Source organism: Paractinoplanes toevensis, from assembly GCF_018332695.1.
Classification (GTDB): domain Bacteria; phylum Actinomycetota; class Actinomycetes; order Mycobacteriales; family Micromonosporaceae; genus Actinoplanes; species Actinoplanes toevensis.
The window spans coordinates 24,764-42,367 of record NZ_BOQN01000143.1; the positions used below are offsets into that span (position 1 = coordinate 24,764).

Genomic DNA, 17,604 nt, shown 5'->3' on the forward strand with positions numbered 1-17,604 from the left:
GTTTCAAGACGCTTTGTTACAGATTAGTTTCGGCGGGAGATCCACTCAAGAAACATCGATGATCGTGCACGTTTGGGCAGGCGTTGCGGCTCGGCCCCCAACCATCGGGCAGCACTTCGGCGTTGGTAGGGGAGAAGGGGGTGGCGAATGGCCGAGGTCGACGGGTTCCGGGAGTTCGTCCGGGAACGCTCGCCGGTTCTGTCGCGCCATGCGTACCTGCTGACCGGGGACCATCAGCTCGCCGAGGACCTGCTGCAGAGCGCACTCGCGAGCACCTACCGGCACTGGCGGCGCATCAGCGGGGACAACCCCGAGGGGTACGTCCGCCGAGCCATGTATCACCAGCACATCAGCTGGTGGCGGCGCCGGCGCGTACCGGAACAGCTGTCCGCGGCGCCGCGCGAGACCGCCCACGCCGACCCGGCCGAGGCGACCGCCCTGCGCCTGAGCCTGGCGCAAGCGCTGTCCCGGCTGAGCGCCAAGCAGCGGGCCGTGGTCGTCCTGCGGTTCTACGCCGACCTGACCGAGGCCCAGGCGGCCGACGTGCTGGGCGTCCGGGTGGGCACGGTCAAACGGCACGCGCACGACGCGCTCAAGCGCCTGCGCGAGATCGCCCCCGACCTGATCGCCGGCGAGAGGAGTCCGCGATGAGCGCCAACCTGCGCGAGGAACTACGGCGAACGGCAGATCAAGCCCAAACCTATGACGTGTACGCCGGGAGCGTGGCGAAGGCGCGACGGGGCCGGCGCCGCTCCGTGGCGGCCTGGGTGCTGCTGGTGGCCGCGCTCGCGCTGGCCGTGCCGTTCGTGTCCCGGTCCCGGCCGGCGATCCCGCCCGCCGGCAGCGCCACCAGCACCTTGCCGGACCGCCTGGGCCTGCCCGCCTTCGGGTCGCGCGGCGTCGCCGGGCTCGGCGCGGCCTCGGTGGTCTATTCCGGCTACGGCGGCCGGTTCGGCCCGTTCTTCGACGACGCCGACACGTTCGCGCTGGTCGGGGCGGCCACCGAGGACTACCGCACGCTGCACACCGGCCTCATCGAGGACGGGGTGCTGCTGTCCCCGGACGGGACCGTGGTGGCCATCCCGGAGCAGTTGGTCGACCTGCGCACCGGCGATCAGCGCCCGCTGCCGGGCGTGCCGGTCGCCTGGTCACCGGACGGGCGCCGGATCGTGGTCCAGGGCACCCGCCTGCGGATCGTCGACGTCACCACCGACGCGACGATCGACCTCGGACCGGCGGACGAGTGGACCTCGGCCGCGTGGTCGCCCGACGGCCGGCGACTGGCCTACGAGCAGGACCACCGGATCATCGTGGCCGACGAGTCGGGCCGGGCCCTCGGCTCGTTCGTGCCGCCCGGCGGCTCGGTGCTGGCCGGCAAGGGGGCCTGGGCGCCGGACGGCCGCGCGCTGGCCCTGCTGCCGTCCGAGACGCGATCCTGGGCGCTGCGCTGGTTCGACCCGGCCGACGGCCGCGAGGTGAGCGGCCCGGACCTGCCCGCGATCGACGGCGAGATCTTCGGCGGCAGCCTGCTCGGCTGGCGGCCGGACGGTTCGGCGCTCGCCTTCGTCGCCGCCAACCAGCCCCGGCTGCTGGCCCTGACACCGGGCACGGCGGAACCGGTGAGCGCGATGGCGCTGCCCTCGGAGGTGTACTACCTCGACATCGCCGACCGGGCGATCGAGTCCGGCCAGGTCCGCGCGGGCGACCCACCGTTCTTCATCGGCCCGCTGATGTGGCCCCGGCTGATCGTCGGCGCGGCCGGCGTACTCGTGCTGTGGTGGTTGATCCGGCGCGCGCGAGAGCGTGCCCGGCTACGCCGCGTCGTGGCCACCCCGTGGGAGACCACCCACGGCCCGCTGGTCTGAGGCCGGGCGGCCCGGTTCACGCTCGTGACCGGGCCGCCCGGGTTCGTCAGCGGCCGCCGACCGCCGCGTAGGCGTCCACGATGCCGTACCCGTAGAAGCCGTTGAAGTTCTTGTCGCCGACGCAGAGGGCGTCGAACTCGGTGGAGCGGCCCTCCTGCGCGTACGACTGCAGGCGGGGTTCCGGGCAGGCGTGCTCGGCCGCGGTGCGGTAGAGCTGACGCTCGACCAGGCTCGGCAGCAGCGTCTTGCCGCCGTTGCGGAAGTCCGGGACGCCGTAACGGCTCACGATCAGCGCGCCCACACCGGCCGCGTGCGGCGACGCCATCGAGGTGCCCTGGAGGTAGGTGTAGTAGCCGCAGACGCCGGCCTTCGTGCAGTCCTTGAAGACCGAGCCGGTGCCGGCCGCCGTGATGTTGCCGTCGGCGTCGACCAGGCCCTCCTCCTTGAGAACCTTGACCGGGTAGGTGGAGAGGATCTCGTTACCCAAGGTCTGGAAGGTCGGGGTGCCGAAACCGTCCCGGTACCAACCGCCCGGGGCCGCCACCGAGATCTGCTCGGTGCCGTAGTTGGAGAAGTCCGACTTCTTGCCGGACGGGCCGAGCGACGCGACCCCGATCACGTGCGGGCCCTCGACCGGCAGGTCCCAGCAGGAGGTGTTGTCGATCGGCCGGCTGTACGGGTCGGCGCCGTAGTCCGGGCTGGAGATGTCCGTACGCGGGGAACCGAGGTCTTCGTGGTTGTTGCCGAGTGCGCCGAACAGGGTCACGCCCTTGCGGTTCGCGTACTCGAGGGCCCTCCGCATGCCCGCGATGATGGCTCGCTGGCCGGCCTGGTCGGCGGCGCTGTCGGCCGGGTTGGCGGTGCAGTTGTAGAGCCACGGGTCGACGTAGAACGACATGTTGACCACGTCGAGGCCGTGGTCGCCCGCGTAGGTGAGCGCGTTGACCACCGGGTCGAGGAAGAAGTACCCGGAGTCCTGGCCGCCCTTGAGCTCGACCAGCGTGACCTTGGGGGCGATGCCGGACAGGCCGACCCCGTTGGCGGCGGCGGCGATGGTGCCGGCGGTGTGCGTGCCGTGCCCGTTGTCGTCGGTGCCGGTCGGGTCGAGGCAGCTCGTCACCTCGCACGGGCCGTCGACGTCGGTCAGGTCGGGCGCGAAGTTGCGGGACAGGCGCGAGCTGTAGTTGGGCGCCAGGTCCGGGTTGGAGGCGTCCAGGCCGGTGTCGAGGATGCCGACCGTGACACCACGGTCACCGGCCTCGATCCGGCGGGACTTGTCCGCCCGGATCATCGACAGGCCCCACAGCTTGTCGTCGAGCGGGTCCATCTTGGCCGGACCGTGCTGGCCCGGACCGCCGGTGTGCCGGTTCAAGCCGGTCTCGACCCGCTCGACCTTGTTCGGCGCGTAACCGACGGCCTTGCGGACGGTGGCCCCGATCAGCTTGCCGGAGGCGGCCGCCCGGTTCTCGAACCGGGCGTCGGCCGAGGTGACCCGGTAGACCCCGATGGCGTCGTTGCTGCTCACTATCTTGCCGCCGGCGGCCGCGATGGCCGCCGTCGCGTCCGCCGCGGAGACTCCGTCGGCGGACACGACGGTGTAGTCGACCGGGGCCGACGGTGCCGCCGTGGCGGTGGACGGCACCGTGGTCAGGAAAGCCAGCCCCGTTGCGGTAACAACGGCCCCGGCGGTGAGGCGTCTTCTCATGGAGTGCGCTCCTCCTGGAGTTGTTTGATGAATCCCATCGGAAAAGATCTCCGATAGCCAGGCGAACCGCTGTCAACTTCTGTCTCGGTCATCCACCGATGCGCTCTTACCAGGGAAGACTTGTAAAGGTCTGACTTAAGGACAGACCATTCGGCCATTTCTGTATTGCCGGTCGTCGCTACGCGGGCCGATTTCCCGTGGTGGCTGACGAGGGGACTTCGATGCCGAGCCTGCCGAGCAACTCCGCGACTGTCCGGTCCCAACTGACCTCCGCCAGGGTCTGCTGGCGGAGGGCAGCCGCCCGCGCGAAGGCCTCCTGGGGCCGGGTGAGAACCTCCTCGATCTTGTCCGCCCACCGTTTCGCGACATCCTCCGCGGTGCCCTGGACCGAGACGACCTCCCGGGGTGGATCCAGGCGATTCGCCCGGGCCAGGTCGGTGAGCATCATCGCCAGACCGCTCTCCTGGGTGATCAGAACCGGAACGCCGACCGCGATCGCCTCATAGGCGGCGAGGCCGAAGCCCTCGTGGCGAGACGGCATGATGACCAGCCGGGAGCCCCAAAGATCGTCGCGGAGCCTCTTTTGCGAGGTGGTGTACCGGCGCAGAAGGACAGTGAGTGACTCCTCCGCGATCTCCTCGACCCGTTTCCGCACCTGCGTGGCCTCGTCATCGGGCACGCCACGGATCACCAGCGTGGGCCGGGTGGTCAGATCGTCACGCTTGTCGACGATGGCCTTCACGGCGCCCACCGCGATGTCGATGCCTTTCGACCGGATGTCCTCGGCCCGGGCGACCAGCAGCACCTGCCGGAATTCGGGCGGGTCGGCCGCGTTGACCTGCTCACCCCAGTTCCGCAGCCCGGGCCTGAGATTGAAGACCGGCGGAACCGGGTCCGGACCGCGCATGTGATGCGAGATCAGCATGCTGAGCAGCGGCCCGACCCCGACGACCAGATCGGCCGACCGGGCCAGGGCAAGCTCGATCATGCCTCGTTCGTCGGCCTCGATCATCCGGGAGTCGCCGTCGGGTTCCTCCTTCGCCTGTTCCAGAAGTTCGGCGTCGGTGTGTACGACGTGCACCCGGCGGGCATCCCGGAAGATCCGCTGGTGGAGCCCGTACGCGTACGGTCCGGTGTGCCGGCCGTGCCCGACGATGACGTCCGGTCGATAGTCCTCACCCTCGACCACCCGCGGCCCGGCGAGCAGGAGCGCGTCGCCCTCGATTCCCGGGATGGGGTCGGGTGCCACCAGTTTCACCGTGGCGGACTCCCATACCTGCGTGACATCGGCCGGGTTCGCTTCGGGTACGCAGACCCGTACGTCGACCCCGATGGCGGCCAGCGCGGTGGCGAGGTCGCGGTTGAAGGTGGAGAGACCGCCGTACTTCGAGCCCCACTCCGTCGCCATCAGCAGGAACCGCGGTCGCCGGTCGGCGTCGACCACCGGCTTCTCCTCGGCCGGGTCGGCCGCCCCCGGCGCCGCCGTCAGGTGGGCGAGCGCCGCGTCGAGACCGGCCAGCTCGATCGGCTCGGCACCGGCGCGCAGGCCGAGCCACCGCTCCCGGCCGTTGATCAGTCCCAGTACGACGTTGTCGTACTCGGTCAGCAGGTCGTCGAGACCCGGGACCAGGTCGAAATCTTCCGGTACGCCGACCACCACCGCGAACAGCGCCACGCGCCCGAGGTCCGGATCGTCCTGGCGACGCCGCATCGCGACGTGCGCCAGCGACGCGACCCACGAGCTTACGATCTGGGCGAACTCGTCCGGCCGCCAAGCGGCGATCTCGATGTCCGCCGGGCGATCGGTGCCCCGTTCCACCCGGATGTGCGGTGAGCGCAGGCGATCGCTGGGCGACTGCACCACCTCACCCCGGAGCCGTGCAGCGACCGCGTCGGCGAGGTCCGCGACCCGATCCGCCCACGCCTCCCCGCTCATTCCGCCGGTGGCAGCGGCGACGAGCTGTGCGAGTGAGTTGTCCATGGGCGGATGCTAGGTAGCCGGATGCACCCACCGCATGACGCTAATCCGTCATAAAGCGCCGGCTGCCGTCCTCGCACCAGCGCAGGGCGGACTGCCATCGTCCGTAGCCGGCGACCATGTCCAGGTGGCTGCCGCCGGGAATGACGTCCACGTCGAACTTGTCGCCGTAGAGGACGGACGCAGGCGGGTCGCAGTACGGGTCGTCCACGGCACAGACCAGGCGCGTTGCGGCGATCGAGGTCGCCGGCACCGCCTCGTGCGCGCCGTCGGCGAACGAGAACTCGCGCAGCTCCGGCGTCTCCGCGAGGAACTTCGGGCTGGGCGGCGCGACCAGCGCGAGGCGGTCGACGGGCAACCGCACACTGCCGATCCCGGCGAGCTGGATCCAGGCGGCACAGCTGAGGCTGTGCGCGATGACGACCAGCTCATCGGCATGATCACGGTCGAGCGACGCCTCGATCACCTCGAGCCATTCCTTCAACGCGGGGCGGCCGGGATTCGGCAACTGGGGGTAGACCACCTCATGGCCGCGTTCGGTGAGGCGCTCCGCGAGCCACCACTGCCAGTGCCCGATCGGGCGCTCGTTCTGCCATCCGTGAAGGATCACGAAACGCCGGGAGACGTCTCCGGGCGCGGGTGGCGTCAGGGCCATCGTCGGGTTCTCCTCAGGAACGGATCCGGCATTCACGCGTTTACGTGGTGAACGAACGACCACTAGAGCAGGGCACTCCACGGAATGAACCTCGGCAGCAGCGCGACGGAGCCGATCACGAACACCACGGTAAGGATGATCGGCAACCGGGCGCGGCGCCACGACCGGCGCTCCAGGTGGTCGCGGATCTCCTCCTTCTCCTCCTGCGTCAGCCGTCCCTGGACCTCCACGTCCGCGTCACGCTCACCGCGCTGCACCACCTGCGCGGCCCAGGTGAGGCAGGCGGCGGCGGCCACCCAGAGCACCGAGTCCAGGGCGATCTTCGTACTGGACACCTCGGCCTCGGGACCGGTGGCCACCGAGGTGATCAGGTTGATGCCGGCGCCTGCGAAGATCCCGGCCAGGAAGTTCAGCGACGACGAGGCCGGAAGGGCGGCCCTCACGCCGGAGCCTCGTCACGGTAGTGATCGGGGTAAGGCAGCGTCGGCCAACTGGGGCCGCACACTTCCTGGCCCAGTTCGTCGAGTGCTCTCAGGGTCTCCACGGTCGCCTGGCTGTCCAGCATTCCGAGCAGTTCGTTGTACAGGCGCTGTTGCCGATAGTTCTCCGCGAGCAACGTCTGGACCAAGGCCACTCCGGCCTTGCCGGGGCTGCTCCGGTCGCTGATCAGGTCGTTCAGTGTCCGACGGAGCTGGCTGGCTGCCGCCTGCCATACGCGCAGCTGACCCGCAGTGAGCCCCTTGTCGGGTTCCGGGAGGAAGGCGGGGTCCGGTTCGGGCCGTGGCCGGGGCATCGCGGACCGGCCGTTCGACGACGCCTGCGGCCGGTCGGACGTGCCCATCACATCGCGCAGCAGGCGCTTGAACTGTGACTGCACGGTCCGCCAGACGATCTCGGTGAGCTGCGCCGCGAGGAACGGCAGCCGGAGGCGCTCCTCGGGGCGATCGGCCACCGGCGCCTTGCGGAGTTCGTTCCGGGTGCGCTGGAGCAACGTGCTCAGGTGCTGGTTCACCAGCATCTCGGTCTGCTCACCCGGTACATATGATTCGGTGCAGAACGCGAACGCCTCGATCACCTGAGCCAGATCGATCTCCTGGCCTTCCCGCCCCCATTCCGCGCTTCGGCCGGTCAGCCAGCTGAGCGCGGCGTCGATCACGTCCCCGGCCCGGTACCGCTGCTGCGCCGAGACGAGGGCGATGACGCACATCGCCGTCGCCTCCTCATTGGTGTTCCAGGTGCCCGTTCCGCTGAGCCATCGTCCGACGACCTGGCCCGGGTCACTGCCGGAGGCGAGGTCGATGAGCCATTTGGATGCCCGCGCCACGACGCGGTTCTCCCGGGGCTCGGTGTCGGCGTGGCAGATGCCCATCAGCACGCGGGCGGTCACCCACGGCACCCGGACGGGATAGAAGTACCCGTCGAGCGAGTCGGCCGCAATCTTCGTCATGTCGAGCAGCATGCGAATGCGCTCGGCGTCGCGGTAGGCCAGCGGCGCCGTCGCCTCGAAGCAGAGCAGCAGACCGAGTGCCCAGGTCCGGTACGCCTCCTGCGGGTCGAACTGCGCGGCGGGCATCCCCGAGGGGTGACCGTCCTCGCCGTACGCCAGGTCCTCCTCGGCCATCTCCCGGCCGATTTGCTGGAAATCCTTGAAGTCGGTGGTGTTACCACCGACCGGTTCGGGCAACTGCAGTTCCGGGTCGGCGTAGGTCCAGCGGGCCCGGACGTGTTCGGCGATCTTGAGCCACTGCTCCGGCCGGTCCAGCCGGGCGAGGGCCATTGCGGCGAACACCGAGGATCCGAGGTTGTCCTCCCAGGCAGGCCCGTGGTTTGTCTGTTTCTCCAGCCATCGCGCAAGCTGTTCGGAGATGTCCCATGCGCTGATCAGGTAGGAGCTCGCCGGGCGCAGTGTCTCCGGCGACACGACGTTGTCGATCTGGCTCAGGGTCGCTCGGATCAGCCGGTCGCTACGCTGCAGATGGGTCCAGACCACGTCCTCGGGCTGGCCCTCACTCCCGATCTCCGGCCAGTGTTCGAGCGCGAAGTTCATGACCAGCACCGCCCGGCGCTGAGTCGCGACGGTGAAGGCCTCGTCCGTGCGGTGCACGAGATCGCGGTCGAGAAGTTCGGTGATCGTCGGCCGGCCGAACATCTCCACGGCCTGGACTTCCGACATGACGAGGCCGAGCACGCCCAGACAGGACAGGTGGTAGAGCGCGCGCCTCTCCGCCGGAGCGTCAGTGTCCCGGGTGAACTCCTGCTGCAGTTCGCCCACGTCCGGAACCCGGCCGTGGGCGTGGAAGATGTCGATGGCACTCAGTGCGATGTGGACGTCGTCGCCGGCCAGCGTCTCGATCTTCTGCCGGTCTTCGCCGAAGATCGACTCGTCGTCCAGCATCTGCTTGATCAATTTTTCGGCCGACACGCCGATCGGGCTGGCGTCGAAATGGGGGTCGCCGCCGGTCACCTTGTCGGCGACCGACTTCCAGGTGGTCGCGAGGATCAAGATCTGCAACCCGAACATCATCTGCAGCAGAGGGGCGCAGGACAGCAACGGGTCGACCACCGGGATGTTCGCCTGCAGGCCGTCGGCGACGAGCAGATAGTGCTCCTGCTTCGGCAGCTTCAGCAACTCGGCGACCACCGACTCCGGACCGTCGGCGGGGTCGGTCAGGTCGAGCCAGATCTGGCCGTAACCCTGCCCTCCGAGCACCTGAGCGACCACTGCGGCCAGCGCGGTCCGGCCCGATCCGTGCTTGCCGACGATCATCACGTTCTTGCCGGCCTTGATGGCCCTCTCGATATCCCCGGTGACCATCGGGAGGCGAGCGACCCGGCGATGCCGGCGCATCTGCGCCTCGGTCGGCCCATTGGCCCGGCCGACCCGCTTGGGACGCCAGTTGCCGTCCAGGATCACGCAGGGTTTGCCATCAACGTCGGCCGACTGCTCATACACGACGGCGGAGGCGATGAGGTCGATCGGGCCGAGACCCTTTCGCCGGGCGTTCTGCAGCGCGCCGTCGGTGAACTCGCAGCGCAGTTTCTCGCCGACGAGGACCACCACGCGCGGCTCGTCCGGGTTCTTGAAGTCCCTCGACAGCAGCCGGAAGGGCAGCGCGACGTCGAACTTCTCCCGCAGGGCCGTGGCGGCCTTCTCGAGGTCGTTCCGTGCCGCGCTGATCACGCGCTGGCCGTCTTCGTCCGATGGGACCGTGGTCAACGCATCCCAGTCGAAGGGGAGAGGCACTGCCGGGACACTCCCTTCTCGCAGCGGACAGCACCGCGGGGAGGGGGCCGGCGGTGTCAGTCCGGGACGGCCTCGGCCGAGGACCGGTCCGGCCGGCGAGCAACGACCCGGAGATATTCCGTGCCGAACAACTCGCCGCGCACCGGCGCTGCCGTCTCTTCCATCAGTGCGAACTGATGATCTTCGAACGTTTTCCTGACAGCGTCCGCATCGCCCAGATCATTACTGATCATACGTTTTGCGTATGTGCGGCCGAGGTGTGAGAGCGTTTCTAGATCGATCGGCAGCATATCCTGCCAGGCCGCCGCACGCTCACGCAGGCGCAACTCGAAATCGTCGACCGGGTCGCTGAGACGATGATCAGCGTCATCATCAAGATCGAAATTCTGGCCACGATACTTGTTGCGCGGATGCAGTCGTACGGTCGTGACCACGGTGCCGCCGTCACGGAGAAGCTCAAACCAGCGGGAGAGCACCATTCCCGCACCGGCAATATCGAATCGGGTCAGGAAGGCGTCCGCGACCACAAGATCGAATGGCTCGGAGGGGTCGAATCCTTCGCTTCCGTCGTCACTCTTTCGAGTGATGTCCGCCTGGTGAATATTGATCTTTATGCCGAGGCGTTCGGCGTACCACCGGCAGGCCAGCAGCGGGGTCCGGCAGAGATCCACCACGTGCACGTCCAGCTCGACCGGGGAGGCATCATTCGAGGGGCGAGCCGCCCGCAGGACGAAGGCAAGCGTCGTGTAGTCGGCGGATCCGCTGATCAGGATGCGCCGCGCCGTGCGCTCGTGGATCTCCGTGCGGATCTGCTGGGCGTAAAACTCGGTATGCCAGGTGGGGCTGCTGACCATGTTGAAGAACCGCAGGAACTGCCAGGCCCCGTGATACCAGGCGCAGTCGTCCTCGCCGATCAGGCGGTTCTCGGTGCAGGACATCTGGGCGACGTGATGCAGCATCTGAGCCGACCGCAACAGCCAGGCGGTGAGATCGGGCCCGGCCGGTTCCTCGTCCTCGGTGTCCTCCGCGCGGCGAGTGACCCGGTCACGAAGGGCCTGGATCATCGTCCGTGCCCGGGCGACCTCGGCCGGCCGGCCGGTCACCAGCCAGGGCCCGCTGCCATGAGGTCCTGGTTCCTGGCGGACGACCACCCGGTCGTCGATCAGCCAGAGCGTGTTCATCGGGGCCTGGGCGCTGTCGCCGGTGACCTCCACCGGCTCCGACTGGAGGTCGTGGCGTCGATCCTCGGTGATCTGCAGCTGCACGCGTCGCTGGTTGTCCTCGCTGGACGGCACCAGATAGAAGCGGTGGACGGCGCGTCGCCTCGCCACGTGCTGCCAGATCAGGCCCGAGAACGCGTTCGCCGTGGGGGAGTGCGGCGCGAACGGCACGATCTGCTCGACACAGTTCTCGACCCGCGCGCTGAGGTTCAGCACGAGTTCCTCGACGGCATCCGACGGCACCCGGACGCTGAACGGATCCGTCCCCTCGGACGACACCCGATGCATCCGGAGGGCCTGCCTCGCCCCTTTGACCAGATCGCCGGCCAGCGCCATCGCATCGACGCAGGGATCAACTTGCGGGGGATCCGTGTTCATAGCGGCTCCTCGTCGCGAGATGCGACCACTGTTATGTGGTCACTGTCGGGCTCCACGTCGGTCTTGTAAATCGACCATCCGGCTTTTTCGAGTAAGCCCACGAATTCTCCGGGATCGAAACGCCGTGATACGAAACACCGGAAGCTGTAGCCGCGCGGCAATCGAAGAAAACCCAGGTGGGCATCTTTTCGCAAGGTTACCTCACCGACGAATATCCCGTCCTGATAGGCGATCGACAGATCGAGGTCACTCGCGTTCATTCCCACCGCAAGCATGGGCTCCAGGGCAGCCCGACGAAATTCATCGGTGCGATATGCCGACATTGATGAATTGATCGCGCCGGAATTCGGCCGTAAGAATGCGCTCGTCAGAAGAAGGTCGCCGGGGTGGAGCATGCGGGCAATGTTCCGCAACCCGTGCAAGGGATTCTCGAAATTGCCGAGAGTGCCCCCGACCAGGCAGACCAGGACCGGACCGGCCGCCGGCCGCCATTGCTCGATCACCGGAGCCGGGCTGCTCTCGGCATCCCACTGCGCGGTGTCGATCGCGAGGTCGCCCTCGAATCGGTCGTCGAGCGTGCGCCGCGAGATGTCCAGCAGGGTCGAGCTGAAGTCGACACCCAGATAGCGCCGGATCGGCAGGCCCTTCGCGCGGAGCGCAGCCAGAAGCGCGGCGCTGTGCTCGCCGTTGCCGGGCCCGATCTCGGCGAGATCCGCGACGGTCGGATCGCAGCAGCGGGATCGGAGGAACGCGTCGGATTCACGCTCGGCGGATGCCATCATCCCGGCATAGTCGTCGGTCCGGGCGTATCGATCGTGGGTATACGCCGCGCTGCCCACGTAGGCGAACTTCAGCGGAACCTGGCCCGCGGCGATCGACCTCAGCAGTGTGTGGCGGTGCAGGACGTTCTCGTCGTGTACGGACATGGTCGATGTCGCCCTTGGTAACCGAGGATTCGGCACCGGGCCACTCCCTCTGATCGAATCGTCCGGGCAGTACGTTTCCACCACGACAGAACCGTCGCAGGAAGTTAGCCGGAACACATCGGCCGTTCGCATCGCATCGATGGACATCTCTTTATCTCTGGCTGAAGAACGGGTAGCCAGCGGTCCACCCGCGGCAACCTGCGGGTCTGTGGCGGCCGACCGAACGATGTAACCGGATCGGGTCACGCGCGGGCCGCGCACACCGCACATCGGTCCCGATCGGTCCAGTCCGGCCGGTGCAGATCTTCCGGGGCGAGGCTCGGTTCGTGCAGGTCCTCCCGCACGGCCATGCGAAATCGCCACAGGGCGTCGGCGAACGAGTGATAGGCGTCGTGATACTCCACCGAGTCGAGTTCCGCGCCCGCTCGCACCGCGTCGCGGACGTCCACCAGCCGGTGAAAGGCGACCTCGCCGGCCACCACGATCGGTCCGGATCCGGACAGGAGCAGCTGTTCCCGCGCCACGTACGTGGCATTCATCGCCTCGCCGACGGCGGTGCGGAGCTCCGTCGCCGCCAGACGCCGAGCCGCTACTGAGCGTAGTGCACCGAGCGCCTCGGTCAACGTGACGGTGAAGGCCACGCAGTACTTCCGGCGCTCGGTGCCGAGGTCGCGGCCCCGCTGCTGACGATCGCGGCGTACGTCCGCCAGCAGCGTGCCGGAAAGGGCGATCACCGCACCGATTGCCGCACTGGGCAATGCTTCCCAAGCCATGGCCGCATGTTGTCATGTCTTCCCAAGATTCGGGGGAAGCCTGTGGATAACCGGTGCTCGGCCGGATGGGGGCGTGGCTCAGGGCTGGATCGGCATGGTCACGCAATTGGTGACCGCCGGCCATCCGGCCAGCCGGTCATTGAGCCAGGCCACGGCCGTTCCCTGGTCGGCGAGCAGCGGTCCGAAGTGGTTCAGCAGCGGGTCGCCGACGCTCGGCAGCAGGATCGGGGCGTAGACGACATTGGCCCCCAGGCGGCACCAATCGACCGCCATCGTCCGGGCCTGGCCGTGCGGCACCAGGTTGTCGGCCACCCCGGTGGCCACCCGGACCACGCCGGTCGGCTTCCGGGCACCGATGAACTGCTGATCGATGAAGCTACGCAGGCTCGGTTCGGCCTCGATGACGTCGGCCAGCGACTGCCCGGTCCTCGTCCACGAGGTGCTGCGCTTGAAGGCGTACCCGAAGAGCGCATCCCCGACGCACATGGTGGACAGGTCCTTCAGGGCCGCCTGGCCGGCGTCGCTGAGGTACCTGTCGGCAACCGCCTGAAGGTCCGGATCGGTCTGCAGGAACCCGTTCACCGACCAGCCCAGCGCGCCGACCAGCTCGGTGCCGTCGATCGCCTCGGTGACCTTCACCAGGTCGGCCGGCGGCGCCCCGGAGTAGGTGGCCTTCAGCGCGACGTCCGGGGCGTACGACGACTGGAGCTCCGCCGCCGAGGCGACCGCGCCGCCGCCCTGGCTGTACCCGTAGAGACCGACCACGGACTTGGCGGTGATCGAGGTGTTCGGGAGTGCCTTGGCGGCCCGGGCGGCGTCCAGCACCGCGTGCCCCTCGTCGACCCGGTTGACGTACGGGTGCAGCCGGTCCGTCGTTCCGAGGCCCGGATAGTCGGTCTGGACGACCGCGAGGCCCTTGGCGAGAAGCTGGTACATGGCCAGGATCTCGTAGCCGATCGACACCGTCGTCTGGCCGCCGTTCGCGCCCAGGACCAGCGGATACTGCAGGGCCAGGGAGGTCGAGCACTGGTCACCCTGGCCCATCGTGCCGGGCGCCAGGACCACGAGCGGCCGTGAACCGGGCCCCGTCCAGTCCGCCGCCGGTTCGAGGTAGGCGCCGGTGACGGCGACCGGGTTCCCGTTCGAGTCGGTCGACCGGTACATGATCCGGGTGGCGCTGCCCGGCAGGCTGGAGTTGATGCCGGGCAGCGAGAGCGCCAGCGGCAGGGGCTCGGTGCGGACCAGCGCGCCGTTGGCCGTGGGCAGTGCGGCCGGCGGCGTGTAGAAGTCCGGGATGGTGACGCCGCGGGACGTCACGGCGGCCGCCGCCGGGGCGGCGGCTACGCCGAACCCCGCGATCGAGACGGCCAGGGCGAGCAGGGCGGCGGGGATTCGGGAGCGTACGGGCATGTCCAGCCTCCGTCGGCGGAACTGCGAGCCCGGTGATGGCCGCAGTTACCGGACGGTAACTTCCCGAAACGAGACATTAAAGATGGTCGAACTCTCACTCCGCCGTGGCGCACGCCTCCCCGTTGATGCTGCACGCGGTGGGTTTGCCGTCCACCAGGGTGGCACCGCGCACGTCGAAGACGACCGTCACCGACGCGCCCGCGGCGACCTGGCGGGTCTCGGCGGTCGGGGTGAAGGTCCACACCGTGCCGGACTGCGCGACGGTGGCCCCGCTGACCGCCGCCAGCTGCAGGGTGGCCCGCGGCATGGTGATGGTCAGCTGCCAGCCGTCGGCCGTGCCCGGACCCTCGCCCGTCACGGCCACCTGCGCCCGGTAACCGAGCAGGCCGTCGGCGGCCGTGTAGACGGCGGCCAGTCGCGCCTCGCCGGCCGGGCTCGACGGAACCACCGAGGTGCCCTTCTCGGGCGAGCGGGACACGGCCGGCGCGGAGGACTTCGAGGGTGTGGGGCTGGTCGTCGTCGGCGTCGCCGACGACGGACGGACGGTCACCGAGGCCGGGGCGGCCGAGGTGGTGGGTGCGAGCGCGGCGATGCCGCCGCCCGGCGGCAGATCGGCCAGGCCATCCGGGGTACGCAGGACGGCGCTCACCAGCAGCGCGGTGCCACCGGCCGCGGCCAGCACCCCGGCGACCAGCCAGATGACGATGGCTCGGCCACGCCGGCGGCCACCCCCGGAACCGGGCAGGTTGGCGGTCTGCAAAGTCGTGGCCAGGCCCAGCATCGCGTCCAGCAGCACCACCATGGGGGAGCGGCGGGGCCGGGACGGCTGGCTCATCGGTGGGTCCTCCGGGTTCACAGGGCGTTGAGGCCGTTCAGCAGCTGCTGGAGCTGAAGCATGGTGGGCGCCTCGGCGGCGTCGCGGGAGCGGGGGACGGCGACCAGGCCGTCGTCGCGCAGGTCGCTGAGGAGCACCCGGACCGTGCCCAGCGGCAGGCCGAGGCGGGCCGCGATCTCGGACACCGACACCGGCTTCTCGGTGAGCTCCAGGATGGTTCGCTGCTCGTGCGACAGCTCGCCGCCCGGCTGGCTGCCGGGAACCCGCTGCACGATCGCGTTGAGCGTGAAGTCGCCCTGCGCGGCCTCGGTGCGGCCACCGGTGATCGCGTAGAGGCGGACCAGCGGCCCGGCCTCGGCGTCGTACCAGACGTCCTCGGTCGTCGTCATGGTGTCTGAACCAGGTCGACCGAGGACAGTCGCAGGCTGAGCCGATCGGAGTACCAGGCGATCTTCTCCTGGGTGCCGACCAGATCGTTGACCGCGTCGAACAGCACCGCGAGCAGGGCGCCGGGCGCCACCGGAAGCACCACCAGCATGCGGAAGTCGGTCTCCACCAGCGTCTGGTCCACCCGATGGCCGCCGTTGTTGCGGTCGGCCGCCTCGGCGACGGCGTGCAGACCGGCCGCGACGGCGGACAGGTTGGTGGCCGACACCGGGTTGGTGGAGGCCGACATCGCCAGCTCCAGGCCGTCGGTGGACAGCAGGACGACACCCTCGGTGCCGGGCAGCGCCGCGGCCAGCTCGTTGAGGAGCGGAACGATTCCCGTCGCGGCGACGAAACTGTGGTTCACAATGCCTCCGTCTGTCGACTGCCCACCACGGGTAGATCTACGGTTGCCGAGTTCGCATCGCTCACCTCACCGAACCGTGCCCGCATTCGCTCGACCCGGTTGAGTGGCGGTGCGTCCGGTCCGGGCCCATCCTCCCCGGGATCGGCGACCAGCTCGCGGGGCAGAGTGACGGTGGCGGCCAGGCCGCCGGCCGTGCCCGGCTCGAGCCGTACGGTGATGTCGTGCCGGGCCGCGAACCGGCCGATCGCGTGGAAACCCCACCAGAGGCCGTCCGCCGGCGGCTCCGGATCGGCCATCACTTCCTCGGCGGTCGCCAGGTCGAGATCGCTCATCCCGGGCCCCACGTCCGTGACGACGAACGTGTAACCGCCATGGACGTCCCGGGCGCCGCTCACCCGCACCCGGGTGTCCGGCGAGGAGTAGGTGGTCGCGTTGTCGATCAGCTCGGCGAGCAGGTGCATGACGTCGGTGACCGCGTTGCCGGCCAGCGCGGCCGGCTCCACCTGGGTCGCGACCCGCGTGTAGTCGGCGACCTCGGCGGCCGCCCCGCGGGCCACCTCGACCAGCGGCATCGGCCGCCGCCAGCGCCGCCCCGGGGTGCCGCCGGCCAGCGTGATGGCCTTCTCCACGTTGCGCCGGATCCGGGTGGCCAGATTGTCGGCCCGGAACAGATCGCCCAGGGTGTCGTCGTCGGACTGCCGGCGCTCCATGGCGTCGAGCAGCCGCAACTGCCGGTGCACCAGACGCTGACTGCGCCGGTGCAGGTCCAGCAGCAGTTCCTGGCGGGCCTGGCCGGCGTCGGGCCGGGCGTCCGGCGCGGCGGCCGGTGAGCGCCGGTCCGGCCCGCTCCGGCGGGCCAGCAGGAACACACCGATCACCGCGACCAGCCCGACGCCCGCGATCAGCCCGGCATAGACGATGGCCGCGACCGTGCCCGAGGTCGCCGCCGTCATCCGCTGGTCGGCCGCGGTCTCGGCGGCGCGCAGGCGGGCGATGGCCGGGTCGGCCACCGCGGTCCACGCCGCCCCGGTGACCACGGCCCCGTCGGAGGCCAGGAGTCGCTGCTCCACACCCGCCAGCTGCCGGTAACGCGCCGGGTCGGTGCTCGCGGCGGTGGCGGGATCGGCGCCGGCGTCGGCCAGGCGGGCCTGGCGAACGCCGATCAGCGTGCCGACCAGCAACCGGTCGGCGTCGGTGACCCCGGCGGTCGTCGCCAGCGCGCCGGTCAGCAGAGCGTCCTCCTCGGCCAGGGCCTCCCGGGCCCGGCCGAGCGCGGCCAGCGTGTCGCCGGCCGGCAACCACGGCGCACCCAGACCGGCCTCGATGACCCGGGTGTAACCGGTGACGATCTCGGCCCGCCCGGAATCGCCGGCGTCCACGTCGGAGCGCAGCCGGCCCAGACCGTCGAGCCGGCGCTGCAACTCGTCCGCCGAGCGAGCCGCGTCGGCCGTAATCAGGCGGTTCCGCCAGCCCGTCCGGGTCGCGTCCAGCGCCGCCCGGGCCCGATCGGTCCGGACCCGCTGCTCGGCCAGCCGCGCGGTGTCGACATCGGGCCGGAACGCCGCGGACAGCCGGCGCTCGGCCTGCAACTCGACCACCACACCGTCCACCGCGTGCCCGAACCGGTCGGCGGTGCCGCGCTCCCGGATCAGGTCGGCGGCCGCGCTCACCGCCGGTCCGGCGGCGGCCAGCCACAACAGCACGAGCAGGATGAGGCCCACGCCCAGGCGCGGGTCGACCCGCCACCGCAGCCACCGGCTCATGCCAGGTCCTCGCTTCGCTCCGACCTGCCACGAGCAAATTCCGCACTGAGCTTGCTGAT

The 17,604-nt window shown here is 69.7% G+C and carries 14 protein-coding genes and 1 pseudogene; 2 read left to right on the plus strand and 13 right to left on the minus strand.

Translation table 11 applies throughout. The features are described from left to right. The first annotated feature begins 147 nt into the window (after positions 1-147). Both Ato02nite_RS45750 and Ato02nite_RS45755 read left to right on the plus strand, forming a co-directional pair. Positions 148-651 carry a SigE family RNA polymerase sigma factor gene (locus Ato02nite_RS45750; RefSeq protein WP_213013005.1) on the plus strand — a complete coding sequence of 168 codons (504 nt, stop codon included), beginning with the start codon at positions 148-150 and terminating at the stop codon, positions 649-651. Beyond that, complete coding sequence (locus Ato02nite_RS45755; protein ID WP_213013006.1) at positions 648-1,865, plus strand: WD40 repeat domain-containing protein; 1,218 nt, start codon at positions 648-650, stop codon at positions 1,863-1,865. Before Ato02nite_RS45750 ends, Ato02nite_RS45755 begins: the two co-directional genes overlap by 4 nt. A gap of 29 nt (positions 1,866-1,894) precedes the next feature. Here the strand turns inward: Ato02nite_RS45755 and Ato02nite_RS45760 are convergent. The 13 genes and pseudogenes from Ato02nite_RS45760 to Ato02nite_RS45820 form a co-directional block, all read right to left on the minus strand. Then, positions 1,895-3,570: pseudogene (locus Ato02nite_RS45760) on the minus strand (S8 family serine peptidase); the annotation flags it as partial. 178 nt (positions 3,571-3,748) lie between these two features. After that, complete coding sequence (locus Ato02nite_RS45765) at positions 3,749-5,551, minus strand: glycosyltransferase family 4 protein (protein WP_213013008.1); 1,803 nt, start codon at positions 5,549-5,551, stop codon at positions 3,749-3,751. 40 nt (positions 5,552-5,591) lie between these two features. Then, positions 5,592-6,203 (minus strand): RBBP9/YdeN family alpha/beta hydrolase, encoded by a 612-nt coding sequence (locus Ato02nite_RS45770; RefSeq protein ID WP_213013009.1) that lies wholly within the window; start codon positions 6,201-6,203, stop codon positions 5,592-5,594. Between the two features lie 62 nt (positions 6,204-6,265). Continuing rightward, entirely contained in the window at positions 6,266-6,646 is a 381-nt protein-coding gene (locus Ato02nite_RS45775) for a hypothetical protein (protein ID WP_213013010.1), read from the minus strand. Then, entirely contained in the window at positions 6,643-9,447 is a 2,805-nt protein-coding gene (locus Ato02nite_RS45780) for a hypothetical protein (protein WP_213013011.1), read from the minus strand. The genes Ato02nite_RS45775 and Ato02nite_RS45780 overlap by 4 nt, the downstream gene beginning before the upstream one ends. A 56-nt stretch (positions 9,448-9,503) precedes the next feature. Continuing rightward, positions 9,504-11,045, minus strand: coding sequence for a polyamine aminopropyltransferase (locus Ato02nite_RS45785; RefSeq protein WP_213013012.1), 1,542 nt, complete (start codon positions 11,043-11,045; stop codon positions 9,504-9,506). Then, positions 11,042-12,118 carry an L-histidine N(alpha)-methyltransferase gene (locus tag Ato02nite_RS45790; protein ID WP_213013013.1) on the minus strand — a complete coding sequence of 359 codons (1,077 nt, stop codon included), beginning with the start codon at positions 12,116-12,118 and terminating at the stop codon, positions 11,042-11,044. The genes Ato02nite_RS45785 and Ato02nite_RS45790 overlap by 4 nt, the downstream gene beginning before the upstream one ends. A gap of 95 nt (positions 12,119-12,213) precedes the next feature. Beyond that, on the minus strand, positions 12,214-12,744 hold the full coding sequence (locus Ato02nite_RS45795) for a hypothetical protein (RefSeq protein ID WP_213013014.1): 531 nt from the start codon (positions 12,742-12,744) through the stop codon (positions 12,214-12,216). Positions 12,745-12,822: 78 nt separating this feature from the next. Continuing rightward, positions 12,823-14,154 carry a lipase family protein gene (locus tag Ato02nite_RS45800; protein ID WP_213013015.1) on the minus strand — a complete coding sequence of 444 codons (1,332 nt, stop codon included), beginning with the start codon at positions 14,152-14,154 and terminating at the stop codon, positions 12,823-12,825. 94 nt (positions 14,155-14,248) lie between these two features. After that, the gene (locus Ato02nite_RS45805; protein ID WP_213013016.1) at positions 14,249-14,989 is read right to left on the minus strand and encodes a cellulose binding domain-containing protein; all 741 of its coding nucleotides are present in this window, start codon (positions 14,987-14,989) and stop codon (positions 14,249-14,251) included. A gap of 17 nt (positions 14,990-15,006) precedes the next feature. Continuing rightward, on the minus strand, positions 15,007-15,378 hold the full coding sequence (locus Ato02nite_RS45810; RefSeq protein WP_213013017.1) for a DUF742 domain-containing protein: 372 nt from the start codon (positions 15,376-15,378) through the stop codon (positions 15,007-15,009). Beyond that, entirely contained in the window at positions 15,375-15,782 is a 408-nt protein-coding gene (locus Ato02nite_RS45815) for a roadblock/LC7 domain-containing protein (RefSeq protein ID WP_213013018.1), read from the minus strand. The genes Ato02nite_RS45810 and Ato02nite_RS45815 overlap by 4 nt, the downstream gene beginning before the upstream one ends. Next, complete coding sequence (locus Ato02nite_RS45820; protein WP_213013019.1) at positions 15,779-17,545, minus strand: sensor histidine kinase; 1,767 nt, start codon at positions 17,543-17,545, stop codon at positions 15,779-15,781. The genes Ato02nite_RS45815 and Ato02nite_RS45820 overlap by 4 nt, the downstream gene beginning before the upstream one ends. Between the last annotated feature and the right edge of the window lie 59 nt (positions 17,546-17,604).

Coding starts and splice junctions, on each gene's coding strand:
- Ato02nite_RS45750 (WP_213013005.1), top strand. CDS start 148: ATGGCCGAGGTCGACGGGTTCCGGGAGTTCGTCCGGGAACGCTCGCCG.
- Ato02nite_RS45755 (WP_213013006.1), top strand. CDS start 648: ATGAGCGCCAACCTGCGCGAGGAACTACGGCGAACGGCAGATCAAGCC.
- Ato02nite_RS45765 (WP_213013008.1), bottom strand. CDS start 5,551: ATGGACAACTCACTCGCACAGCTCGTCGCCGCTGCCACCGGCGGAATG.
- Ato02nite_RS45770 (WP_213013009.1), bottom strand. CDS start 6,203: ATGGCCCTGACGCCACCCGCGCCCGGAGACGTCTCCCGGCGTTTCGTG.
- Ato02nite_RS45785 (WP_213013012.1), bottom strand. CDS start 11,045: ATGAACACGGATCCCCCGCAAGTTGATCCCTGCGTCGATGCGATGGCG.
- Ato02nite_RS45790 (WP_213013013.1), bottom strand. CDS start 12,118: ATGTCCATCGATGCGATGCGAACGGCCGATGTGTTCCGGCTAACTTCC.
- Ato02nite_RS45795 (WP_213013014.1), bottom strand. CDS start 12,744: ATGGCTTGGGAAGCATTGCCCAGTGCGGCAATCGGTGCGGTGATCGCC.
- Ato02nite_RS45800 (WP_213013015.1), bottom strand. CDS start 14,154: ATGCCCGTACGCTCCCGAATCCCCGCCGCCCTGCTCGCCCTGGCCGTC.
- Ato02nite_RS45805 (WP_213013016.1), bottom strand. CDS start 14,989: ATGAGCCAGCCGTCCCGGCCCCGCCGCTCCCCCATGGTGGTGCTGCTG.
- Ato02nite_RS45810 (WP_213013017.1), bottom strand. CDS start 15,378: ATGACGACGACCGAGGACGTCTGGTACGACGCCGAGGCCGGGCCGCTG.
- Ato02nite_RS45820 (WP_213013019.1), bottom strand. CDS start 17,545: ATGAGCCGGTGGCTGCGGTGGCGGGTCGACCCGCGCCTGGGCGTGGGC.